Genomic DNA, 22,902 nt, shown 5'->3' on the forward strand with positions numbered 1-22,902 from the left:
CCCCCAGAGGAGCGCTCTTGCCAGACGAGGCCCAGCCACTCTCCGCCGCGCAGTCCGAGCAGCAGGCCGACCAGGCCGCGCAGCAGGCCGACGCGCCCCAGAACCCGCCCGCGGAGACCAGCCCCCGGCCCGCGGCACCCGCACCGGCCCCGTCCGTCCGGCCCTCGCCGGCCCCGCCGGCCCGCTCGGGCGGCTCCTCCAGCCGGGTCCGCGCCCGGCTCGCCCGCCTCGGCGTCCAGCGTTCCTCCCCGTACAACCCGGTCCTCGAACCGCTGCTGCGGATCGTCCGCTCCAACGACCCGAAGATCGAGACGGCGACCCTGCGCCAGATCGAGCGCGCCTACCAGGTCGCCGAGCGCTGGCACCGCGGCCAGAAGCGCAAGAGCGGCGACCCGTACATCACGCACCCGCTCGCCGTCACCACGATCCTCGCCGAGCTCGGCATGGACCCGGCGACCCTGATGGCCGGGCTGCTGCACGACACCGTCGAGGACACCGAGTACGGCCTGGAGGACCTGCGCCGCGACTTCGGCGACCAGGTCACGCTCCTCGTCGACGGCGTCACCAAGCTCGACAAGGTGAGGTTCGGCGAGGCCGCGCAGGCCGAGACCGTCCGCAAGATGGTCGTCGCCATGGCCAAGGACCCCCGGGTCCTCGTCATCAAGCTCGCCGACCGCCTGCACAACATGCGCACCATGCGCTACCTCAAGCGGGAGAAGCAGGAGAAGAAGGCCCGCGAGACCCTGGAGATCTACGCCCCGCTGGCACACCGGCTGGGCATGAACACCATCAAGTGGGAGCTGGAGGACCTCGCCTTCGCGATCCTCTACCCCAAGATGTACGACGAGATCGTGCGGCTCGTCGCCGAACGCGCCCCCAAACGCGACGAGTACCTGGCCATAGTGACCGACGAGGTCCAGGCCGACCTGCGGGCCGCCCGCATCAAGGCCACCGTCACCGGCCGGCCGAAGCACTACTACAGCGTCTACCAGAAGATGATCGTCCGCGGCCGTGACTTCGCGGAGATCTACGACCTGGTCGGCATCCGCGTGCTCGTGGACACCGTCCGCGACTGCTACGCGGCGCTCGGCACCGTCCACGCGCGATGGAACCCGGTCCCCGGCCGGTTCAAGGACTACATCGCGATGCCGAAGTTCAACATGTACCAGTCGCTCCACACGACGGTCATCGGTCCCAACGGCAAGCCCGTCGAGCTGCAGATCCGCACCTTCGACATGCACCGCCGCGCCGAGTACGGCATCGCCGCGCACTGGAAGTACAAGCAGGAGGCCGTCGCCGGCGCCTCCAAGGTGCGCACCGACGTGCCGCGGAAGGCCGGCAAGGACGACCACATCAACGACATGGCGTGGCTGCGCCAGCTGCTCGACTGGCAGAAGGAGACCGAGGACCCCTCGGAGTTCCTGGAGTCGCTGCGCTTCGACCTCTCGCGCAACGAGGTCTTCGTCTTCACCCCGAAGGGCGACGTCATAGCGCTGCCCGCCGGGGCCACCCCGGTGGACTTCGCGTACGCCGTCCACACCGAGGTCGGCCACCGGACGATAGGCGCCCGCGTCAACGGACGCCTGGTGCCGCTGGAGTCCACCCTCGACAACGGCGACCTGGTGGAGGTCTTCACCTCCAAGGCCGCCGGCGCCGGACCCTCCCGGGACTGGCTGGGCTTCGTCAAGTCGCCGCGCGCCCGCAACAAGATCCGCGCCTGGTTCTCCAAGGAGCGCCGCGACGAGGCCATCGAGCACGGCAAGGACGCCATCGCGCGGGCCATGCGCAAGCAGAACCTGCCGATCCAGCGCATCCTCACCGGCGACTCGCTGGTCACCCTCGCCCACGAGATGCGCTACAGCGACATCTCCTCGCTGTACGCGGCGATCGGCGAAGGCCATGTGACCGCGCAGTCCATCGTCCAGAAGCTGGTCCAGGCCCTCGGCGGCGAGGAGGCCGCCACCGAGGACATCGCCGAGACCGCCCCGCCGACCCGCGGCCGCCCCAAGCGCCGCTCCAGCGCCGACCCGGGCGTGGTCGTCAAGGGCGTCGACGACGTCTGGGTGAAGCTGGCCCGCTGCTGCACCCCGGTGCCCGGCGACCCGATCATCGGCTTCGTCACCCGCGGCAGCGGCGTGTCCGTGCACCGCAGCGACTGCGTCAACGTCGAGTCGCTGTCCCGGGAGCCCGAGCGGATCCTGGAGGTCGAGTGGGCCCCCACCCAGTCCTCGGTCTTCCTGGTCGCCATCCAGGTCGAGGCCCTCGACCGGTCCCGGCTCCTCTCGGACGTCACGCGGGTCCTGTCGGACCAGCACGTCAACATCCTGTCGGCGGCCGTCCAGACCTCCCGCGACCGGGTGGCCACCTCCCGCTTCACCTTCGAGATGGGCGACCCGAAGCACCTGGGCCACGTCCTCAAGGCGGTCCGGGGCGTGGAGGGCGTGTACGACGTCTACCGCGTCACCAGCGCCCGCAGGCCGTAACCCGGCGGATCCCCGGGTCGGACCCTCGGGGACACCGCGACGGCACACGAGAAGGGCCCCCGGCAGCGCGCCGGGGGCCCTTCTCGCAGCCTCGCCCTACGGCATCAGCCGCCGAACTCCTGCAGACCCTTCAGGGCCTGGTCGAGCAGCGCCTGACGGCCCTCGAGCTCCTTGGCGAGCTTGTCGGCCTTGGCGTCGTTGCCCGCGGCCCGGGCGGCGTCGATCTGCTTGCGCAGCTTGTCGACGGCGTCCTGGAGCTGGCCGGTCAGACCCGCGGCGCGCGCCCGCGCCTCCGGGTTGGTGCGGCGCCACTCCGCCTCCTCGGCCTCCTGGATCGCCCGCTCCACCGCGTGCATCCGGCCCTCGACCTTCGGGCGGGCGTCGCGCGGCACGTGACCGATGGCCTCCCAGCGCTCGTTGATGGAGCGGAAGGCCGCGCGGGCCGCCTTCAGATCCGTCACCGGCACCAGCTTCTCGGCCTCGGTGGCGAGCTCCTCCTTCAGCTTGAGGTTCTCGCCCTGCTCGGCGTCGCGCTCCGCGAAGACCTCGCCGCGGGCCGCGAAGAAGACGTCCTGGGCGCCGCGGAAGCGGTTCCACAGGTCGTCCTCGTGCTCGCGCTGGGCCCGGCCCGCCGCCTTCCAGTCCGCCATCAGCTCGCGGTAGCGGGCGGCCGTGGCACCCCAGTCGGTCGAGTTGGCCAGCGCCTCGGCCTCGGCGACCAGCCTCTCCTTGGTCTTACGGGCGTCCTCGCGCTGCGCGTCGAGCGCCGCGAAGTGGGCCTTGCGACGCTTGGAGAACGCCGAGCGGGCGTGCGAGAAGCGGTGCCACAGCTCGTCGTCGGACTTGCGGTCGAGCCGCGGCAGGCCCTTCCAGGTGTCGACGAGCGCCCGCAGCCGCTCGCCCGCGGAGCGCCACTGCTCGCTCTGCGCCAGCTCCTCGGCCTCGGTGACCAGGGCCTCCTTGGCGGAGCGGGCCTCGTCGGCCTGCTTCGCCTTCTGGGCCTTGCGCTCCTCACGGCGGGACTCCACCGTCTCGGTCAGCTTGTCGAGCCGGGCCGCCAGCGCGGCCAGGTCGCCCACCGCGTGGTGCTCCGCGACCTGCTGCCGGATGTGCTCGATGGCCGCCGTGGCGTCCTTGGCCGAGAGGTCGGTGGTCCTCACCCGCTTCTCGAGGAGGCCGATCTCGACCACCAGGCCCTCGTACTTGCGCTCGAAGTAGGCCAGCGCCTCCTCAGGGCTGCCGGCCTGCCACGATCCGACGACCTGCTCGCCCTCGGCCGTACGCACGTACACGGTGCCCGTCTCGTCGACGCGGCCCCACGGGTCGCTGCTCACAGCGCCTCCTCACCATGATGCCGTCGTGGGGGCTCCGCCCCCTGGCATCGTCCACGGTTTCCCGGCGGGCCTCGCCCGCCCTCCACAGCGCGGCCGACGGCCTGCGCTGCACAACGCCAATCTAGGCGAACGGCGGCCCGGCTGTCCGCACTCAGCACGACCGAAATTCAACGGTCACGCGCGGGTGTGTCCCCGGGCCGCCCCTCGCCTCGCCCACCGGCTACTTCTTCGTGACGGTCGCCTTCTCGATCGTGACGGCCTTCTGCGGCGCGCCGTCGCCCGAGCCGCCCGCGACACCGGCCTTGGCGACCTCCTCGACGACCTTGATGCCGGCCGCGTCGAAGGTGCCGAAGGGGGTGTAGTTCGGCGGGAGCTTGGTGTCCTTGTAGACGAGGAAGAACTGGCTGCCGCCGGTGCCCGGGCCCGCGTTCGCCATCGCGACGGTGCCCTTCGGGAAGGTGACGGTGCCGTCCGCGCCCGCCTTGCCGAGCCCGTTCAGGTTCTCGTCCGGGATCGAGTAGCCCGGGCCGCCGGTGCCGTCGCCCTTCGGGTCGCCGCACTGGAGCACGTAGATGCCCGAGGTGGTGAGGCGGTGGCACTTCGTCCCGTCGAAGTACTTCTTGGCGGCGAGGTGCTGGAAGGAGTTCACGGTGTGCGGGGCCTTGGCCGCGTCCATCGTGACCGTGATGTCGCCGACGTTGGTCTTGAGGGCCATCGTGTACGTGGCCTTCTTGTCGATCGACATCGCCGGCTCGGGCTGTGCCTTCGTGGGCTCGGCGCTCGGCGTCTGCGACGGCGCGGACGCGACGTCGTCCGAACCCTTCTTGCCGTCGTCGGTCAGGGCCACCGACGCCCACACGGCGCCGCCCGCGGCGAGCACCACGGCGAGCGTGGAGGCGATGACGGTGTTCCGCCGCGCCCTGCGCCGCGCCTCCTCACGCCGCTGCTGCTGCCGCTGGTACTTGTCCCTGGCGAGCTGCCGCCGCCGCTGATCGCTGCTGACCACCGGGTCCGCTCCTTGTCGATCGTCTGTTCTGTCCTGGCCGGGTGTGCCCGTACCGTATACGGGTTGGCTGTGGAATACGCACCGCCGGTAGGCTCTGATCTGCTGCATTCCGCATCGCCGCAGCCATCTGCCGGACGAGACAAGAGGAAGATCGTGCTGATTGCCGGGTTCCCCGCCGGGGCCTGGGGCACCAACTGCTACGTGGTCGCCCCCGCCGCAGGCGAGGAGTGCGTCGTCATCGACCCGGGCCACCAGGCCGCCCAGGGAGTCGAGGAGACGCTGAAGAAGCATCGGCTCAAGCCCGTCGCGGTGGTCCTCACCCATGGCCACATCGACCACGTCGCCTCCGTCGTCCCGGTCTGCGGCGCCCATGACGTACCCGCGTGGATCCACCCCGCCGACCGGTACATGATGAGCGACCCGGAGAAGGCCCTGGGCCGCTCCATCGGGATGCCCCTCATGGGCGAGCTGACCGTGGGCGAGCCGGACGACGTGCACGAGCTCACCGACGGCGCCGAGCTGAATCTCGCCGGTCTGGAGTTCTCCGTCGCGCACGCGCCCGGTCATACCAAGGGGTCGGTGACCTTCAGGACCCCGGAGACCACGGAGATCCCCTCCGTGTTCTTCTCGGGCGACCTGCTGTTCGCCGGCTCCGTCGGACGCACCGACCTGCCCGGCGGTGACATGGACGAGATGCTGCGGTCGCTGGCCCGCGTGTGCCTGCCGCTCGACAACTCGACCGTGGTGCTGTCGGGGCACGGTCCCCAGACGACCATCGGCCAGGAGCGCGCCACCAACCCCTATCTGCGGCAGGTGGCCGCCGGCCTCGGGAGCGTGGACGCTCCCCGACGAGGAATGTGACGAGAGACTTCGTGAGCACCTTCAAGGCCCCCAAGGGCACCTTCGACCTCATCCCGCCGTTCTCGGCGACCTACCTCGCCGTCCGTGACGCCATCTCCGCCCCGCTGCGGAAGTCCGGCTACGGCTACGTCGAGACGCCCGGCTTCGAGGACGTCAACCTGTTCGCGCGCGGTGTCGGCGAGTCCACGGACATCGTGACCAAGGAGATGTACACCCTCACCACCAAGGGCGGCTCGAACCTCGCGCTGCGCCCCGAGGGCACGGCCTCCGTCCTGCGCGCGGCGCTGGAGGCCAACATGCACAAGGCCGGCGGGCTGCCGGTCAAGCTGTGGTACTCCGGCTCCTACTACCGCTACGAGCGCCCGCAGAAGGGCCGCTACCGCCACTTCTCCCAGGTCGGTGCCGAGGCGATCGGCGCCGAGGACCCGGCGCTCGACGCCGAGCTGATCATCCTGGCGGACCAGGCCTACCGCTCGCTCGGGCTGCGCGAGTTCCGCATCCTGCTCAACTCGCTCGGCGACAAGCAGTGCCGCCCCGTCTACCGCGAGGCCCTGCAGACCTTCCTGCGCGGGCTCGACCTCGACGAGGAGACCCTGCGCCGCGCCGAGATCAACCCGCTGCGCGTCCTCGACGACAAGCGCGAGGCCGTGCAGAAGCAGCTGGGCGACGCCCCGCTCCTCAAGGACTACCTGTGCGAGGAGTGCAAGGCGTACCACGAGGAGGTGCGCGCGCTGCTCACCGCCGCGGGCGTGGCCTTCGAGGACGACCCGAAGCTGGTGCGCGGCCTGGACTACTACACCCGCACGACCTTCGAGTTCGTCCACGACGGTCTGGGCTCGCAGTCCGCGGTCGGCGGCGGCGGGCGCTACGACGGCCTGTCGGAGATGATCGGCGGACCGGCGCTGCCGTCCGTCGGCTGGGCGCTCGGCGTGGACCGCACGGTCCTGGCCCTGGAGGCCGAGGGCATCCAGCTCGACATCCCGCCGGCCACCAGCGTGTTCGCGGTGCCGCTGGGCGACGAGGCGCGCAAGGTGCTGTTCGGTCTCGTCACCGAGCTGCGCAAGGAAGGCGTGGCCACGGACTTCAGCTTCGGCGCGAAAGGCCTCAAGGCCCACATGAAGAACGCCAACCGCTCCGGCGCCCGTTTCGCCGTCGTCGCCGGCGAGCGCGACCTCGCCGAGGGCGTGGTCCAGCTCAAGGACATGGAGTCCGGCGAGCAGCAGCCGGTCGCGCTGGACCGGCTGATCGAGACGGTCAAGGCGAAGCTCGCCTGACCGGGGGCCTGCGGCCCGCCCGTACGACCTGAAGAGGGCCCGGCCCGCGCACGCCGCGGGCCGGGCCTCCTTTACGGCCCGCGAACGCCGCCCGTGCCACCGTGTGCGGCACAATGACCCTGCACCGGACAGCCGAACGAGGAAGCGCCACATGAGCCGAGCAACCGCCGAGGACGTCTCCGCCGGACGGAGTGACGCCTCCACCATCGGCGCCGGCAAGGCCTTCGCCTGGCTTCTGGTGATCACCGGCGCCGCCGGGCTGCTCGCCTCCTGGGTGATCACGCTCGACAAGTTCAAGCTGCTCGAGGACCCGAACTTCACCCCCGGCTGCAGCCTCAACCCGATCGTCTCCTGCGGCAGCGTCATGAAGAGCGAGCAGGCCTCGGCGTTCGGCTTCCCGAACCCGATGCTCGGCCTCGTCACCTACGCCGTGGTCGTCGCCATCGGCGTCGGCCTCCTCGCCGGGGCCCGCTACCGGCGCTGGTACTGGCTCGGCCTCAACGCCGGCATGCTCTTCGGCGTCGGCTTCTGCACCTGGCTGATGATCCAGTCGCTGTACGTGATCAACGCCCTGTGCCTGTGGTGCTGCCTGGCCTGGGTCGCCACCATCGTCATGTTCTGGTACACCACCTCGCACAACGTGCGCCACGGGGTGATCCGGGCCCCGCGCGGGGTGCGCACCTTCTTCGACGAGTTCACCTGGGTCCTGCCGGTGCTGCACATCGGCATCGTCGGCATGCTGATCCTCACCCGCTGGTGGGACTTCTGGACCAGCTGAGCCCGGCACCGGTCCAGGACCGGACTGTCGGTGCTCTCGCTTAGGCTTCATGACCGTGGAGCCCGACCTCTTTACCGCAGCCGCCGAAGAACGCCAGGAGAAGGACCCGACCAGCAGCCCACTGGCCGTCCGGATGCGTCCGCGCACCCTCGACGAGGTGGTGGGCCAGCGCCATCTGCTCAAGCCCGGCTCGCCGCTCCGCCGCCTCGTCGGCGACGGCAACGGCGGCCCGGCGGGCGCGTCCTCGGTGATCCTGTGGGGACCGCCCGGCATCGGCAAGACCACCCTCGCCTACGTGGTCTCGAAGGCCACCAACAAGCGCTTCGTCGAGCTCTCCGCGATCACCGCGGGCGTCAAGGAGGTCCGCGCCGTCATCGACGGGGCCCGGCGGGCCGTCGGCGGCTACGGCAAGGAGACCGTCCTCTTCCTCGACGAGATCCACCGCTTCTCCAAGGCCCAGCAGGACTCGCTGCTCCCGGCCGTGGAGAACCGCTGGGTGACGCTGATCGCCGCCACCACCGAGAACCCGTACTTCTCGGTGATCTCCCCGCTGCTCTCCCGGTCGCTGCTGCTCACCCTGGAGCCGCTCACCGACGACGACCTGCGCGGGCTGCTGCGCCGGGCCCTCGAGGAGGAGCGCGGGCTCGGCGGGGCGGTGACCCTGCCCGAGGACGCCGAGGCCCACCTGCTGCGGATCGCCGGCGGCGACGCCCGGCGCGCCCTGACCGCCCTGGAGGCGGCCGCGGGCGCCGCGATCGCCAAGGGGGAGCCGGAGATCAGCCTGGAGACGGTCGAGGAGACCGTCGACCGCGCGGCGGTGAAGTACGACCGGGACGGCGACCAGCACTACGACGTGGCGAGCGCCCTCATCAAGTCGATCCGCGGCTCGGACGTGGACGCGGCCCTGCACTATCTCGCCCGGATGATCGAGGCGGGGGAGGACCCGCGGTTCATCGCCCGGCGCCTGATGATCTCCGCGAGCGAGGACATCGGCCTCGCCGACCCGCAGGCGCTGCCGCTCGCCGTGGCCGCCGCGCAGGCCGTCGCCATGATCGGCTTCCCGGAGGCGGCGCTGACCCTGAGCCACGCGACGATCGCCCTGGCCCTGGCCCCGAAGTCCAACGCGGCGACGAACGCGATCTTCGCCGCGCAGGCCGACGTCCGCAACGGCCTCGCGGGTCCCGTCCCGCCCCATCTGCGCGACGGTCACTACAAGGGCGCGGCCAAGCTCGGCCACGCCCAGGGCTACGTGTACCCGCACGACGTCCCGGGCGCCATCGCGCCGCAGCAGTACGCCCCGGACACCGTCCACGGCAAGCGCTACTACGAACCGACCCGCTACGGCGCCGAGGCCCGCTACGCGGACGTGGTGGAGAAGGTGCGCGAGCGCCTGAAGGGCGAGGGCGGCTGACGGAGCCGGCCGGGCGCCTCGGTGCACGAGGCGCCCGGCGGACCCGGTACACTCGTGGGAAGTGCTGCGTCCCGTGTCCGGCTTCGGCCGACATCACCAGAGCGGGACAGTCAGCCGGAGCCCCGGCCTTCGGGCGGGGTCTCCAGGAGCGTCGCGCACCTTCGAAGGTGTCGCGGGCAACCCACCACCACCGGGAGTCCCCGGAGCGGGCGGTGGGTCGTTCGCGTGCTGCACGTATGTGCCCAGACCTGGGAGCGGCTGCCCGGCAGGTCCCCCGTGGACCCGAAGGGTTTCCCGGCTGCGGATTGCGACCTCCCTAACCCTGGTGAAGCCGTATTCGAAACAGTAGAGAGGTTGGTTCATGCCGAACCAGTCCCGCCCCAAGGTCAAGAAGAGCCGTGCGCTCGGCATCGCGCTGACGCCGAAGGCCGTCAAGTACTTCGAGGCCCGCCCCTACCCGCCGGGCGAGCACGGCCGTGGCCGCAAGCAGAACTCGGACTACAAGGTCCGTCTGCTCGAGAAGCAGCGTCTGCGCGCCCAGTACGACATCAGCGAGCGCCAGATGGCCCGCGCCTACGACCGCGCCAAGAAGGCCGAGGGCAAGACGGGCGAGGCCCTGGTCGTCGAGCTCGAGCGCCGTCTCGACGCCCTGGTCCTGCGTTCGGGCATCGCCCGCACCATCTACCAGGCCCGTCAGATGGTCGTGCACGGCCACATCCAGGTCAACGGCCAGAAGGTCGACAAGCCGTCCTTCCGCGTCCGTCCCGACGACGTCGTGATGGTCCGCGAGAAGTCCCGCGCCAAGACCCTCTTCCAGGTCGCCCGCGAGGGTGGCTTCGCCGCCGACGGCGAGACCCCGCGCTACCTGCAGGTCAACCTGAAGGCCCTGGCCTTCCGCCTCGACCGCGACCCGAACCGCAAGGAGATCCCGGTCATCTGCGACGAGCAGCTGGTCGTCGAGTACTACGCCCGTTGATCCTTCGACGGACGTAGTACCACCCCCGCGGTGTTCAGCCCGCCGCTTCCCCGCCCTTGCCGGAGGGGGAGCCGGCGGGCTTCCGCGTGTTCGGGACCGGTGCCCGCCGGCTCCGGAACGGCCGCGGCGCCCGCGCCCCGGCCCTCCCCGCGATCACGGCCGGATCCCGGCGCACGGCCAGCGCCCGCTCCACCGCCGCGTCCAGCGAGAGCCCCTCGCCCTCGCGGTACCAGGCCCGGTAGGCCTCGGCGCCGAGCACCTCGCGCGCCTGCCGCTCGCACAGCGTCCGCGCCCCGTTGAACTGCGCCGAGCCGAACAGCGGCAGACCCACCGCGTCCCACACCGGCATCGCCGCCCCCTGCAGCACCGCCGCCTCCGCCGCGTCCCCCTCCGACAGCGTCACCAGCGCCAGCAGCTCGAGCGCCAGCACCAGACCCACCAGGTCGTGGAAGGCGTGGTCGATCGTCACGCACTCGGCGAGCAGCTCGCGCGCCGCCGCGTGATCGCCGCCGGTCAGCGCCGCGTAGCCCAGCACGTAGAGCGCGTACGCCCGGGTCCAGCGCTCGCCCCGCTCCTCGCAGATCTCCCGCACCTCCGCGCACAGCGCCACCGCCCCCTCCAGATCCCCCTGGAAGGCCCGCGCCATCGCCAGCTCCACCTGGCCCATCAGCACGTTGCTGTTCAGCTCGCCCAGCTCCCGGTAGGCCGCGAGCGCCCGCCCGATCAGCTCCTCGGCCCGCGGCGCGTCGTCCGAGAGCAGCGCCAGACAGCCCATCCGGTGCGTCGCGTACGCCTCCGCCACCGCGTTCCCCGTGTCCCGCGCCCGCTCCCCGCACTCGTGCAGCGCCGCCACCGCCGCCGTGTCGTCGCCCTGCAGGATCGCCACGTAACCGAGCACCCACAGCGCCTTCAGGCGGGCGTCCTCGTGCTCCGCGACCGACGGGGACGCGGCCGCGCCGAGCGCCCGGTCCAGCCAGTGCCGGCCCTCGGAGAGCCGTCCGCAGCCCACCCAGTAGAACCACAGCGTGCCGGCCAGATGCCGGGCCAGAGCCGCGTCCTGCGCCGACTCCAGGCACAGTTCGAGCGCCGCCCGCAGATTCGGCAGCGCCACGTCCGCGCAGGCCGCGACCTCCGCCTGCCGGGGGCTGAACCACTCCAGCTCGCACCAGGTGGCGAGCCCCATGAACCAGTCCCGGTGCCGGCGCCGCATCCGCTCCGTGTCGCCCAGCGCCGCCAGCCACTCCGCCCCGTACGCGGCGACCGTGTCGAGCATCCGGTAGCGCGGACCCGCCGGCGTGTCCTCACGGGCCACGAGCGCCTGCGCCAGCAGCTCCCCGAGCACGTCGACCATCCGGTCCGCGGGCAGCTCCGGGCCCCCGCAGACGTACTCCACCGCCTCCAGATCGAAGGGGCCGGCGAACACCGAGAGGCGCGCCCACAACAGCCGCTCCTCCGGTGTGCAAAGCTCGTGGCTCCAGCCGATCGCAGTCCGCAGCGTCCGGTGCCGGGGCGGCGCGCCGCGCCGCCCGCGGTCGAGCAGCCGGAAACGGTCGTCGAGCCGCCGCAGCATCTGCTCCGCCGTGAGCAGCGGCAGCCGCGCCGCCGCCAGCTCGAGCGCCAGCGGAATCCCGTCCAGCCGCCGGCACAGCTCCCGCAGCGTCCCCGGATCGCCGGGGGCGACCGCCCCCGCCTCCGCCGCCCGTCCCGACAGCAGGGCCATCGCGTCCGAGTCGTCCATCGGCGCGAGCGACAGCACCGCCTCGCCGTCCACCCGCAGCGGCCGGCGCCCCGCCGCGAGCACCGTGAGCCCCGGGCAGCCCAGCAGAAGTTCCCGCAGCAGCTCCGCGCACTCCTCCACCAGATGCTCGAAACCGTCCACCACCAGCAGCAGCCGGAGCTCGGCGAGATGCTCCCGGAGCACCTCGCGTGGCCCGCGCCGCGTGTGGTCGGTCAGACCGAGCGCCTCGACCAGCGCGTGCGCCACCAGCTCCGGGTGGCGCAGCGAGGAAAGCTCCACGAGCCGCACCCCGTCGACGTAGCGTTTCTGCAGTGCCGCCGCGGCCCGCAGCGCGAGTCTGGTCTTGCCGACGCCGCCCACCCCGACCACCGTCACCAGCCGGAACTCGGCGAGCATTCCCGCCAGTTCGTCCTGCTCCGCGGCCCGTCCCACGAACCGGTTCAGCTCCGCAGGGAGATTGCTCCGTCGCATGGGACACGGAGCGTACTCATCCAGAAGCGCTCCGTACAATCGGTCCCGTACAACTCCCCTCCCACAAGCGGTAATGCGGTACGGCGGGAGACCTCCGGCGCGATAGGGTCGGAGGACGTTTATCAGCACGGGTCCGACGACCGTCCGGGGCCCGACGACAGCAGAGAGCGGTGCGGAGTGACCGGTGGTGAGGTTGCCGGGATCCTGGTGGCCGTGTTCTGGGCGATCCTCGTCTCCTTCCTGGCCGTGGTGCTGGTGAGGCTGGCGCAGACACTCAAGGCGACCACCAAGCTGGTGGCGGACGTGACCGAACAGGCCGTCCCGCTGCTCGCCGACGCGTCCGCGACCGTGCGCTCCGCGCAGACCCAGCTCGACCGGGTCGACTCCATCGCCTCGGACGTCCAGGAGGTCACCTCCAACGCCTCCGCGCTGTCCACCACCGTCGCGTCCACCTTCGGCGGCCCGCTCGTCAAGGTCGCCGCCTTCGGTTACGGGGTGCGCAAGGCGCTGGGCGGCCGGGGGCGCCAGGACGCGCCGAGCGCCGCCGAGCGGCGTACTGTGATCGTCGGTCGCACCCTGCCGTCCGCCAGGCGCCGGAAGCAGAAGGGCTGAGCACGATGTTCCGCCGTACGTTCTGGTTCACCGCGGGCGCGGCCGCCGGTGTGTGGGCCACCACCAAGGTCAATCGCACGCTCAAGCGGCTGACGCCGGAGAGTCTGGCCGCCCAGGCCGCCGACAAGGCCGTCGAGGCCGGTCACAAGCTGAAGGACCGCGCCGTCGGCTTCGCCCTCGACGTACGGGCGAACATGCTCCAGCGGGAGGCCGAGCTCGGCGAGGCCCTGGGCCTGGACGCCCCGGTCGACGAGCAGGACCGGGCCCTCCCCGCACCGCGCCGCAGGGCCGAGCTCGGACCGCGCACCACCCCCAACACCACCACGTATTCGCTCTCGTACAACCGGAATGAGGACCACTGATGGAGTCGGCTGAAATCCGCCGCCGCTGGCTGAGCTTCTTCGAGGAGCGCGGGCACACCGTCGTCCCTTCGGCGTCGCTCATCGCGGACGACCCGACTCTGCTCCTCGTCCCGGCCGGCATGGTGCCCTTCAAGCCCTACTTCCTGGGTGAGGTCAAGCCGCCGTACACCCGCGCCTCCAGCGTGCAGAAGTGCGTGCGGACCCCCGACATCGAAGAGGTCGGCAAGACCACCCGCCACGGCACGTTCTTCCAGATGTGCGGCAACTTCTCCTTCGGCGACTACTTCAAGGAAGGCGCCATCAAGCTCGCCTGGGAGCTGTTGACCACCTCGGTCGAGCACGGCGGCTACGGGCTCGAGCCGGAGAAGCTCTGGATCACCGTCTACCAGGACGACGACGAAGCCGAGCAGATCTGGCGCGACGTCGTCGGCGTCCCCGCCGAGCGCATCCAGCGGCTGGGCAAGAAGGACAACTTCTGGTCCATGGGCGTCCCGGGCCCCTGCGGCCCCTGCTCCGAGATCAACTACGACCGCGGCCCCGAGTTCGGCGTCGAGGGCGGCCCGGCCGTCAACGACGAGCGGTACGTCGAGATCTGGAACCTCGTCTTCATGCAGTACGAGCGGGGCCAGGGCATCGGCAAGGAGGACTTCGAGATCCTCGGCGACCTGCCGTCCAAGAACATCGACACCGGTCTCGGCCTCGAGCGCCTGGCGATGATCCTCCAGGGCGTGCAGAACATGTACGAGACCGACACCCTCAAGGTCGTCATCGACAAGGCCACCGAGCTCACCGGCGTCGCCTACGGCAAGGCCCACGACTCGGACGTCTCGCTGCGCGTGGTCGCCGACCACATGCGCACGTCCGTCATGCTCATCGGCGACGGCGTCACCCCCGGCAACGAGGGCCGGGGTTACGTGCTCCGCCGCATCATGCGCCGCGCCGTCCGCAACATGCGCCTGCTCGGCGCCACCGGCCCGGTCGTCGGCGAGCTCGTCGACACCGTCATCAGGACCATGGGCGAGCAGTACCCGGAGCTGGAGACCGAGCGCAAGCGCATCGAGACGGTCGCCCTCGCCGAGGAGGCCGCGTTCCTGAAGGCCCTCAAGGGCGGCACCAACATCCTCGACACCGCCGTGACCGAGACCAAGGCCGCCGGCGGCACGGTCCTCTCTGGCGACAAGGCGTTCCTGCTCCACGACACCTGGGGCTTCCCGATCGACCTCACCCTGGAGATGGCCGCCGAGCAGGGCCTCTCCGTGGACGAGGACGGCTTCCGCCGCCTGATGAAGGAGCAGCGGGAGCGCGCCAAGGCCGACGCCCTGGCCAAGAAGACCGGCCACGCCGACGTCACCTCGTACCGCGAGATCGCCGACACCGCCGGCGCCACCCAGTTCACCGGCTACACGAACACCGAGGGCGAGACCACCGTCGTCGGCCTGCTGGTCAACGGCATCCCCTCGCCCGCCGCCACCGAGGGCGACGAGGTCGAGGTCGTCCTCGACCGCACCCCCTTCTACGCCGAGGGCGGCGGTCAGCTCGCCGACCACGGCCGCATCAAGCTGCACTCCGGCGCCGTCATCGAGATCCGCGACGTGCAGCAGCCGGTCCCCGGCGTCTCCGTGCACAAGGGCTCGGTGCAGGTCGGCGAGGTCACCGTGGGCTCCACCGCCTACGCCGCCATCGACGTGCGCCGCCGCCGGGCCATCGCCCGCGCCCACAGCGCCACCCACCTGACCCACCAGGCGCTGCGCGACGCCCTCGGCCCGACCGCCGCCCAGGCCGGTTCGGAGAACTCCCCGGGCCGCTTCCGCTTCGACTTCGGCTCGCCGAACGCCGTGCCCGGCACCGTCCTCACGGACGTCGAGCAGAAGATCAACGAGGTGCTGGCCCGCGAGCTCGACGTGCACGCCGAGGTCATGCCGATCGACGAGGCCAAGCGCCAGGGCGCCATCGCCGAGTTCGGCGAGAAGTACGGCGAGAAGGTCCGCGTCGTCACCATCGGCGACTTCTCCAAGGAGCTGTGCGGCGGCACCCACGTGCACAACACCGCCCAGCTGGGTCTGGTGAAGCTGCTGGGCGAGTCCTCCATCGGCTCCGGCGTGCGCCGCATCGAGGCCCTGGTCGGCGTGGACGCCTACCACTTCCTCGCCCGCGAGCACACGGTCGTCGCCCAGCTCCAGGAGCTGGTCAAGGGCCGCCCGGAGGAGCTGCCGGAGAAGATCTCCTCGATGCTCGGCAAGCTGAAGGACGCCGAGAAGGAGATCGAGAAGTTCCGCGCGGAGAAGGTCCTGCAGGCCGCCGCCGGTCTGGTCGACTCCGCCCAGGACGTCCGCGGGGTGGCCCTGGTCACCGGCCAGGTGCCGGACGGCACCGGCGCCGACGACCTGCGCAAGCTGGTCCTCGACGTCCGCGGCCGGATCCCCTCCGACCGCCCGGCCGTCGTGGCCCTCTTCACCACGGCCAACGGCAAGCCGCTCACGGTCATCGCCACCAACGAGGCCGCCCGCGAGCGCGGCTTCAAGGCCGGCGAGCTGGTCCGCACGGCCGCCAAGACCCTCGGCGGCGGCGGTGGCGGCAAGCCGGACGTCGCCCAGGGCGGCGGTCAGAACCCGGAGGCCGTCGGCGCGGCCATCGAGGCCGTCGAGCGTCAGGTGCTGGAGATCGCGTGACGATGCGTCGAGGCCGCCGGATCGCGGTCGACGTCGGGGACGCCCGGATCGGGGTCGCCTCGTGCGACCCCGACGGGGTCCTCGCGACGCCGGTGGAGACCGTGCCGGGGCGTGACGTCCCGGCCGCCCACCGGCGGCTGCGCCAGATCGTCGAGGAGTACGAGCCGATCGAGGTCGTCGTGGGTCTGCCCCGCTCGCTCAGCGGGCGGGAGGGCCCGGCCGCGACCAAGGTCCGCGCCTTCGCCCGGGAGATGGCCAAGGGCATCGCGCCGATCCCGGTCCGGCTCGTGGACGAGCGCATGACGACGGTGACGGCGACCCAGGGCCTGCGGGCCTCGGGCGTGAAGTCCAAGAAGGGGCGCTCCGTCATCGACCAGGCCGCCGCTGTGATCATCCTTCAGAACGCTCTTGAGTCCGAACGGGTATCAGGTAATCCGCCTGGCGAGGGCGTCGAAGTGGTCATCTGATCGCGATACGGTAACGTTCCGCGCGATGCGGCGGTGTTCGAACAGCTGCCGCACAACGTAGAGGCGGAACGTCCGGAAGCCTCGCGGCTGTTTGGGGATCGATGACTGAGTATGGCCGGAGCCCCGGCTCCGAACCGTGGCACCCCACGGACCCGCTGTACGGGGACCAGGGGTGGGAAGGCCAGCAGCAGTACCCGCAGCAGGCGCAGTACGGTCACCAGGGGCTTCAGGGCCATCAGGACCCGTACGGACAGCAGCAGGCGTATGCCGACGGCACGTACCCCCAACAGCCGCAGAGCTACGACGACGGGCAGCACGAGCAGCGGTACGACGGGCAGCAGTACGGCGCACAGCAGTACGGCAACCAGGAGTACGGCGCGCAGCAGTACGGCGGACAGCAGTACGGGAACCCGGGCGGTTACGACACGCCCGGGTATCCCGCACAGCAGTACGACGGCACCTGGGAAACCGGCCAGGCGGCCATGCCGTACAACGCTCCTCCCGCCGATCCCTACGGCGGCCAGAACCCGGACCTCTACGGCACCCCCGAGGCGTACCCGCCGCCGCAGCCGCCGGGCCACCGGCAGGTCCCGCCGCAGCCGGCCACGGACTGGGAGGCGGAACCGCAGGAGGAGGACCATCCCTTCTTCACCGGCGAGGAGCCCGCCCAGGGCACCCGCCGGCGTCGCGGCCGCGAGGACCGCGAGGACGAGTACGCCGAGGACGAGTACGACGACGACGCGTACGAGGAGGAGCCGGGCGGCCGCCGCGGCTCCCGCTCCGGCGGCGACCGCCGCGGCAACAAGGGCCGCAAGGCGAAGAACGGCATGGCCTGCCTGGTGGTGGCCGCCGTCATCGTCGGCGGCGTGGGCGGCATCGGCTACTTCGGCTACCAGTTCTGGCAGGGCCAGTTCGGTGCCGCGCCGGACTACGAGGGCACGGGCAGCGGAGACGTCCAGGTCGAGATCCCCAAGGGGGCCGGCGGCTACGAGATCGGCAACGTCCTCAAGAAGGCCGGTGTCGTCAAGAGCGTCGACGCCTTCGTCTCCGCCCAGCAGAAGAACCCCAAGGGCATCACGATCCAGGCCGGCGTCTACACCCTGAAGAAGGGGATGTCCGCCGAGAGCGCGGTCGCTCTGATGCTCGACCCGGTGAGCCAGAGCAACTTCGTCATCCCCGAGGGCCGGCGGAACGTCTGGGTGTACGAGCAGGTCGACAAGCGGCTCGACCTCAAACCCGGCACCACCCAGGGCATCGCGAAGGCCAAGGCGAACGAGCTCGGCCTCCCGGACTGGGCGAAGGACCACAAGAACGTCAAGGACCCGCTGGAGGGCTTCCTCTTCCCGGCGAGCTACCCGGTGGCCAAGGGCAACAAGCCCGAGGACGTGCTCCGCAAGATGGTGAGCCGCGCCAACCAGGAGTACGGGAAGTTCGACCTGGAGGGCAAGGCGAAGGCGCTCGGCGTCGACGGCCCCTGGGAACTCGTCACGATCGCGAGCCTGGTCCAGGCGGAGGGCACCTCGCACGACGACTTCCGCAAGATGGCCGAGGTGGTCTACAACCGCCTCAAGCCGAACAACCCGCAGACCTACGGCGGGCTCGAGTTCGACTCGACGTACAACTACATCAAGAACCAGAGCAAGCTCGACCTCTCCCTGGCGGAGCTGCGGAAGTACGACAACCCGTACAACACGTACTTCGTCAAGGGCCTGCCGCCCGGTCCGATCGGCAACCCCGGTGCCGAGGCCATCACGGGCACGGTCAACCCGACGAGCGACGGCTGGTACTACTTCATCTCCCTCGACGGCAAGACCTCGCAGTTCACGAAGACGAACGCGGAGCACCAGAAGCTCGTCGAGAAGTTCAACGAGTCGAGGAAGAACTGATGGCAGCAGCGCGCCGGGCGGCGGTCCTGGGATCGCCCATCGCCCACTCGCTCTCCCCGGTGCTGCACCGGGCCGCCTACCGGGAGCTCGGTCTCGACGACTGGTCGTACGGCCGGTTCGAGGTCGACGAGGCCGCGCTCCCCGGCTTCGTGGAAGAGCTGGACGCCTCGTGGGCGGGGCTGTCGCTGACCATGCCGCTGAAGCGGGCGATCATCCCGCTGCTCGACGAGATCACCGACACCGCGGCCTCGGTCGAGGCCGTCAACACGGTCGTCCTCACCGAGGACGGCCGCCGCGTCGGCGACAACACCGACATCCCCGGCATGATCGCCGCGCTGCGCGAGCGGGGCGTCGAGAAGGTGGACTCCGCGGCCGTCCTCGGCGCGGGTGCCACCGCCTCCTCGGCCCTCGCCGCACTCGCCCGGATCTGCTCCGGTCCCGTCACCGCGTACGTCCGCAGCGAGGCCCGCGCCGACGAGATGCGCGGCTGGGGCGAGCGGCTCGGCGTCGACGTGCGCACCGCCGCCTGGGACGACGCGGCGGAGGCCTTCGCCGCGCCGCTGGTGATCGCCACCACCCCGGCCGGCACCACCGACGCCCTGGCCGCGGCCGTCCCCGACGCGCCCGGCACCCTGTTCGACGTCCTGTACGACCCGTGGCCCACCCGGCTCGCGGCCGCCTGGTCGGCGCGGAGCGGGAAGCTCGTCGGCGGGCTCGACCTCCTCGTGCACCAGGCGGTGCTCCAGGTGGAGCAGATGACCGGCCGCGTCCCGGGGCCGCTGGCCGCCATGCGGGCGGCGGGGGAGCAGGCGCTCGCCGAGCGCTGAGCCGTGGATCCGAGGGGGACGTACAGATCATGGGGGGCGACGTGCTGCTCGCGTCGAAGTGGGACATCGCGGTCGATCTCCTGCGGCTGATACGGGGTGTGATCGGGTTCGTGCTGATGGACGGGCCGGACTGGGTCCGCTATCCGGCCATCGCGCTGGGGTCCGGACTCGCCCTGTACATCGCCTGGAGCTGGTGCCGCGACCGGTGGTGGCCGCGGGGGAGCGAGCCGGCGGAGGAGGCGGACGCCTCACCCGACTCGTGAGACATGCGTTCCGACCCGTGGACCGGAGATCGATCGGATCCCCGGACGTGGGAGGATCGGGGGAGGCGGACCAGGGCCGCGCACCCAGGTCGCGCCGTCGCAGTGCCCAGGCGCGAGCATGAGGAGCATCGTTGAGCAGGTTGCGTTGGCTGACGGCGGGGGAGTCCCACGGACCCGCGCTGGTTGCAACCCTTGAGGGACTTCCGGCCGGCGTTCCGGTCACCACGGAGCTGGTGGCGGACCATCTCGCGCGGCGGCGTCTCGGCTATGGACGCGGTGCCCGCATGAAGTTCGAGCAGGACGAGGTCACCTTCCTGGGTGGCGTCCGGCACGGGCTGTCCCTCGGTTCGCCGATCGCCGTGATGGTCGGCAACACCGAGTGGCCCAAGTGGGAGAAGGTCATGTCGGCCGACCCGGTCGACCCCTCCGAACTCAAGGAGACCGGCCGCAACGCGCCGCTCACGCGCCCGCGCCCCGGCCACGCCGACCTGGCCGGCATGCAGAAGTACGGCTTCGACGAGGCCCGGCCGATCCTGGAGCGCGCCAGCGCCCGGGAGACCGCCGCCCGTGTGGCCCTCGGCGCCGTGGCCCGCTCCTTCCTGAAGGAGACGGCCGGCATCGAGATCGTCTCGCACGTCGTGGAGCTGGCCTCCGCCAAGGCCCCGTACGGCGTGTACCCGACCCCGGCCGACGTAGAGAAGCTCGACGCCGACCCGGTGCGCTGCCTCGACGCCGACGCGTCGAAGGCGATGGTCGCCGAGATCGACCAGGCCCACAAGGACGGCGACACCCTCGGCGGCGTCGTCGAGGTCCTCGCCTACGGCGTGCCCGTCGGCCTCGGCTCCCACGTGCACTGGGACCGGCGCCTCGACGCCCGGCTCGCCGCCGCCCTCATGGGTATCCAGGCCATCAAGGGCGTCGAGGTCGGCGACGGCTTCGAGCTCGCCCGCGTCCCCGGCTCCCAGGCCCACGACGAGATCGTGAAGGGCCCCGACGGCCTCACCCGCAGCAGCGGCCGGGCCGGCGGCACCGAGGGCGGCCTCAGCACCGGCGAGCTGCTGCGCGTCCGCGCCGCGATGAAGCCGATCGCCACCGTGCCGCGCGCCCTGGCGACCGTCGACGTGGCCACCGGCGAGGTCGCCGCGGCCCACCACCAGCGCTCCGACGTCTGCGCCGTGCCGGCCGCCGGCATCGTCGCCGAGGCGATGGTCGCGCTGGTCCTGGCGGACGCCGTCCTGGAGAAGTTCGGCGGCGACAGCGTCCCCGAGACCCGCCGCAACGTGCGGTCCTACCTCGACAACCTCCACATCCGGTGACCGGGGGCCCGCTGGTCGTCCTCGTCGGCCCGATGGGCTCCGGCAAGTCCACGGTGGGCGCGCTCCTCGCCGAACGGCTCGGCGCGCCCTACCGGGACACGGACGCCGACATCGTCGCCGCCGAGGGCCGCGAGATCGCGGACATCTTCGTCGAGGACGGCGAGGACCACTTCCGCGCCCTGGAGCGCGAGGCCGTGCGCAAGGCCGTCGCCGAGCACGAGGGCATCCTCGCGCTCGGCGGTGGCGCCGTGCTCGACGCGGGCACCCGTGCCCTGCTGAGCGAGCTGCCCGTCGCCTACCTGTCGATGGACGTCGAGGCGGCCGTGCGCCGCGTCGGCCTCGGCGCCGCCCGCCCGCTGCTCGCCGTCAACCCGCGCCGCCAGTGGCGCGAGCTGATGGACGCGCGCCGCCATCTGTACGAAGAAGTCGCGAGCGCCGTCGTCGCCACCGACGACCGCACGCCCGAAGAGGTCGCCGACGCGATCCTCGACGCACTGGAGTTGAAGGACGTATGACGGACCAGGCAGTGACCCGTATCCAGGTCGGCGGCTCCGCGGGCACCGATCCGTACGAGGTGCTGGTCGGCCGGCAGCTGCTCGGTGAGCTCCCCGGCCTGATCGGTCCCCGGGCCAAGCGGGTGGCCGTGATCCACCCCGAGGCGCTGGCCGAGACGGGCGAGGCGCTGCGCGCCGACCTCGCCGACCAGGGCTACGAGGCCGTCGCCATCCAGGTGCCCAACGCCGAGGAGGCCAAGACCGCCGAGGTCGCCGCCTACTGCTGGAAGGCGCTCGGCCAGACCGGCTTCACCCGCACCGACGTCATCGTCGGCGTCGGCGGCGGCGCCACCACCGACCTGGCCGGCTTCGTCGCCGCCACCTGGCTGCGGGGCGTGCGCTGGATCGCCGTGCCCACCACCGTCCTCGCCATGGTCGACGCGGCCGTCGGCGGCAAGACCGGCATCAACACCGCCGAGGGCAAGAACCTCGTCGGCGCCTTCCACCCGCCCGCCGGGGTGCTGTGCGACCTTGCCGCGCTCGACTCGCTGCCCGTGCACGACTACGTCAGCGGGCTCGCCGAGATCATCAAGGCCGGCTTCATCGCCGACCCGGTCATCCTCGACCTCATCGAGGCCGACCCCGAGGCCGCCCGTACCCCGGCCGGACCGCACACCGCCGAGCTCATCGTGCGGTCGATCCGGGTCAAGGCCGAGGTCGTGTCCGGCGACCTCAAGGAGTCCGGCCGCCGCGAGATCCTCAACTACGGGCACACGCTCGCGCACGCCATCGAGAAGAACGAGCGGTACAAGTGGCGCCACGGTGCCGCCGTCTCCGTCGGCATGGTCTTCGCCGCCGAGCTCGGCCGGCTCGCCGGCCGTCTCGACGACGCCACCGCCGACCGGCACCGCGCCGTCCTGGAGTCGGTCGGGCTGCCGCTCACCTACCGCGGCGACCAGTGGCCCAAGCTCCTGGAGACCATGAAGGTCGACAAGAAGTCCCGCGGCGACCTGCTGCGCTTCATCGTCCTCGACGGTCTGGGCAAGCCGGTCGTCCTGGAGGGCCCCGACCCGGCCGTCCTCGTCGCGGCGTACGGCGAGGTGTCCGCGTGACCGAGCGGCGTCGCGTCCTCGTACTGAACGGCCCGAACCTCGGGCGCCTCGGCTCCCGGGAGCCCGACATCTACGGCGCCACCTCCTACAAGGGGCTCGTCGAGTCCTGCCGGAGCCTCGGCGAGGAGCTGGGCTTCGACGTCGAGGTGCGCGAGACCAACGACGAGGGGGAGATGATCCGCTGGCTGCACGAGGCCGCCGACGGTTCGCTCCCGGTCGTCCTCAACCCGGGCGCCTTCACCCACTACTCGTACGGGATGCGTGACGCGGCCGCCCAGCGGACCGCGCCGCTGATCGAGGTGCACATCTCGAACCCGTACACCCGTGAGGAGTTCCGCCACACCTCGGTGGTCGCCGCCGTCGCCACCGGCACCGTCGCCGGCTTCGGCATCGGCTCCTACCGGCTCGCCCTGCGCGCGCTCGCGGAGGAGCTCGGCGCCTGACCGGTGTCACCGCGGCGCCCCTGCGGGCACGTCGATCCGCCCCCGGCCGTTTCCCCTCGGGAAGCCGGGGGCGGTAACGTTCCGGCAACGACGGATTCATCGGCGCAGGGACGGAGTGG

General features: G+C 71.6%; 20 protein-coding genes. 17 read left to right on the forward strand and 3 right to left on the reverse strand.

All coding sequences use genetic code 11. The features are described 5' to 3' along the window. Positions 1 to 17: 17 nt before the first annotated feature. Positions 18 to 2,483 (forward strand): RelA/SpoT family protein, encoded by a 2,466-nt coding sequence (locus ACIGXE_RS26040; protein WP_399751305.1) that lies wholly within the window; start codon positions 18 to 20, stop codon positions 2,481 to 2,483. A gap of 104 nt (positions 2,484 to 2,587) precedes the next feature. Here the strand turns inward: ACIGXE_RS26040 and ACIGXE_RS26045 are convergent, their stop codons facing one another. Next, a complete protein-coding gene (locus ACIGXE_RS26045; protein WP_399751306.1) occupies positions 2,588 to 3,817 on the reverse strand; it encodes a DUF349 domain-containing protein in 1,230 nt (409 codons plus the stop codon). Positions 3,818 to 4,037: 220 nt separating this feature from the next. Further along, complete coding sequence (locus ACIGXE_RS26050; protein ID WP_399751307.1) at positions 4,038 to 4,823, reverse strand: peptidylprolyl isomerase; 786 nt, start codon at positions 4,821 to 4,823, stop codon at positions 4,038 to 4,040. A gap of 153 nt (positions 4,824 to 4,976) precedes the next feature. Here ACIGXE_RS26050 and ACIGXE_RS26055 point away from each other — a divergent pair, with 153 nt between their 5' ends. The 5 genes from ACIGXE_RS26055 to rpsD all read left to right on the forward strand — a co-directional run bounded on the left by ACIGXE_RS26055 (position 4,977) and on the right by rpsD (position 10,123). Further along, on the forward strand, positions 4,977 to 5,684 hold the full coding sequence (locus ACIGXE_RS26055) for an MBL fold metallo-hydrolase (protein WP_399751308.1): 708 nt from the start codon (positions 4,977 to 4,979) through the stop codon (positions 5,682 to 5,684). A gap of 11 nt (positions 5,685 to 5,695) precedes the next feature. Then, positions 5,696 to 6,958 carry a histidine--tRNA ligase gene (hisS, locus tag ACIGXE_RS26060; RefSeq protein WP_399751309.1) on the forward strand — a complete coding sequence of 421 codons (1,263 nt, stop codon included), beginning with the start codon at positions 5,696 to 5,698 and terminating at the stop codon, positions 6,956 to 6,958. A 151-nt stretch (positions 6,959 to 7,109) separates the two neighbouring features. Continuing rightward, positions 7,110 to 7,736, forward strand: coding sequence for a vitamin K epoxide reductase family protein (locus ACIGXE_RS26065; RefSeq protein WP_399751310.1), 627 nt, complete (start codon positions 7,110 to 7,112; stop codon positions 7,734 to 7,736). Between the two features lie 55 nt (positions 7,737 to 7,791). Then, positions 7,792 to 9,147, forward strand: coding sequence for a replication-associated recombination protein A (locus tag ACIGXE_RS26070; protein ID WP_399751385.1), 1,356 nt, complete (start codon positions 7,792 to 7,794; stop codon positions 9,145 to 9,147). Positions 9,148 to 9,508: 361 nt separating this feature from the next. Continuing rightward, positions 9,509 to 10,123, forward strand: a complete 615-nt coding sequence (rpsD, locus tag ACIGXE_RS26075) for a 30S ribosomal protein S4 (RefSeq protein WP_365342540.1) — start codon at positions 9,509 to 9,511, stop codon at positions 10,121 to 10,123. Between the two features lie 34 nt (positions 10,124 to 10,157). Here rpsD and ACIGXE_RS26080 read toward each other — a convergent pair whose 3' ends face one another. Next, positions 10,158 to 12,332, reverse strand: a complete 2,175-nt coding sequence (locus ACIGXE_RS26080; RefSeq protein WP_399751311.1) for an ATP-binding protein — start codon at positions 12,330 to 12,332, stop codon at positions 10,158 to 10,160. A 177-nt stretch (positions 12,333 to 12,509) separates the two neighbouring features. Here ACIGXE_RS26080 and ACIGXE_RS26085 point away from each other — a divergent pair, with 177 nt between their 5' ends. The 11 genes from ACIGXE_RS26085 (at position 12,510) to aroQ (ending at position 22,783) form a co-directional block, all read left to right on the forward strand. After that, positions 12,510 to 12,944 (forward strand): DUF948 domain-containing protein, encoded by a 435-nt coding sequence (locus tag ACIGXE_RS26085; protein WP_399751312.1) that lies wholly within the window; start codon positions 12,510 to 12,512, stop codon positions 12,942 to 12,944. 5 nt (positions 12,945 to 12,949) lie between these two features. After that, positions 12,950 to 13,306: a hypothetical protein gene (locus ACIGXE_RS26090; RefSeq protein WP_399751313.1), complete on the forward strand. Its 357-nt coding sequence runs from the start codon at positions 12,950 to 12,952 to the stop codon at positions 13,304 to 13,306. Next, positions 13,306 to 15,975 carry an alanine--tRNA ligase gene (alaS, locus tag ACIGXE_RS26095; protein WP_399751314.1) on the forward strand — a complete coding sequence of 890 codons (2,670 nt, stop codon included), beginning with the start codon at positions 13,306 to 13,308 and terminating at the stop codon, positions 15,973 to 15,975. Before ACIGXE_RS26090 ends, alaS begins: the two co-directional genes overlap by 1 nt. A 2-nt stretch (positions 15,976 to 15,977) precedes the next feature. Further along, entirely contained in the window at positions 15,978 to 16,442 is a 465-nt protein-coding gene (gene ruvX / locus ACIGXE_RS26100) for a Holliday junction resolvase RuvX (RefSeq protein WP_365342788.1), read from the forward strand. Between the two features lie 101 nt (positions 16,443 to 16,543). After that, the gene (gene mltG, locus ACIGXE_RS26105; RefSeq protein ID WP_399751315.1) at positions 16,544 to 18,328 is read left to right on the forward strand and encodes an endolytic transglycosylase MltG; all 1,785 of its coding nucleotides are present in this window, start codon (positions 16,544 to 16,546) and stop codon (positions 18,326 to 18,328) included. Beyond that, complete coding sequence (locus ACIGXE_RS26110) at positions 18,328 to 19,155, forward strand: shikimate dehydrogenase (RefSeq protein ID WP_399751316.1); 828 nt, start codon at positions 18,328 to 18,330, stop codon at positions 19,153 to 19,155. Before mltG ends, ACIGXE_RS26110 begins: the two co-directional genes overlap by 1 nt. Positions 19,156 to 19,184: 29 nt before the next feature. Next, entirely contained in the window at positions 19,185 to 19,418 is a 234-nt protein-coding gene (locus ACIGXE_RS26115) for a hypothetical protein (protein ID WP_399751317.1), read from the forward strand. A 131-nt stretch (positions 19,419 to 19,549) separates the two neighbouring features. Then, positions 19,550 to 20,734 (forward strand): chorismate synthase, encoded by a 1,185-nt coding sequence (gene aroC / locus ACIGXE_RS26120; protein ID WP_399751318.1) that lies wholly within the window; start codon positions 19,550 to 19,552, stop codon positions 20,732 to 20,734. Further along, a complete protein-coding gene (locus ACIGXE_RS26125) occupies positions 20,731 to 21,249 on the forward strand; it encodes a shikimate kinase (RefSeq protein ID WP_399751319.1) in 519 nt (172 codons plus the stop codon). Before aroC ends, ACIGXE_RS26125 begins: the two co-directional genes overlap by 4 nt. Beyond that, entirely contained in the window at positions 21,246 to 22,340 is a 1,095-nt protein-coding gene (gene aroB / locus ACIGXE_RS26130) for a 3-dehydroquinate synthase (protein ID WP_399751320.1), read from the forward strand. Before ACIGXE_RS26125 ends, aroB begins: the two co-directional genes overlap by 4 nt. Then, positions 22,337 to 22,783 (forward strand): type II 3-dehydroquinate dehydratase, encoded by a 447-nt coding sequence (gene aroQ / locus ACIGXE_RS26135; RefSeq protein WP_399751321.1) that lies wholly within the window; start codon positions 22,337 to 22,339, stop codon positions 22,781 to 22,783. Before aroB ends, aroQ begins: the two co-directional genes overlap by 4 nt. Positions 22,784 to 22,902 lie beyond the last annotated feature (119 nt).

It is taken from the genome of Streptomyces sp. NPDC053431 (assembly GCF_044544925.1).
In the GTDB taxonomy this organism is placed as follows: Bacteria; Actinomycetota; Actinomycetes; order Streptomycetales; family Streptomycetaceae; genus Streptomyces.

Coding starts and splice junctions, on each gene's coding strand:
- ACIGXE_RS26110 (WP_399751316.1), top strand. CDS start 18,328: ATGGCAGCAGCGCGCCGGGCGGCGGTCCTGGGATCGCCCATCGCCCAC.
- alaS (WP_399751314.1), top strand. CDS start 13,306: ATGGAGTCGGCTGAAATCCGCCGCCGCTGGCTGAGCTTCTTCGAGGAG.
- ACIGXE_RS26090 (WP_399751313.1), top strand. CDS start 12,950: ATGTTCCGCCGTACGTTCTGGTTCACCGCGGGCGCGGCCGCCGGTGTG.
- ACIGXE_RS26080 (WP_399751311.1), bottom strand. CDS start 12,332: ATGCGACGGAGCAATCTCCCTGCGGAGCTGAACCGGTTCGTGGGACGG.
- mltG (WP_399751315.1), top strand. CDS start 16,544: ATGACTGAGTATGGCCGGAGCCCCGGCTCCGAACCGTGGCACCCCACG.
- aroB (WP_399751320.1), top strand. CDS start 21,246: ATGACGGACCAGGCAGTGACCCGTATCCAGGTCGGCGGCTCCGCGGGC.
- ruvX (WP_365342788.1), top strand. CDS start 15,978: ATGCGTCGAGGCCGCCGGATCGCGGTCGACGTCGGGGACGCCCGGATC.
- rpsD (WP_365342540.1), top strand. CDS start 9,509: ATGCCGAACCAGTCCCGCCCCAAGGTCAAGAAGAGCCGTGCGCTCGGC.
- ACIGXE_RS26065 (WP_399751310.1), top strand. CDS start 7,110: ATGAGCCGAGCAACCGCCGAGGACGTCTCCGCCGGACGGAGTGACGCC.
- ACIGXE_RS26115 (WP_399751317.1), top strand. CDS start 19,185: ATGGGGGGCGACGTGCTGCTCGCGTCGAAGTGGGACATCGCGGTCGAT.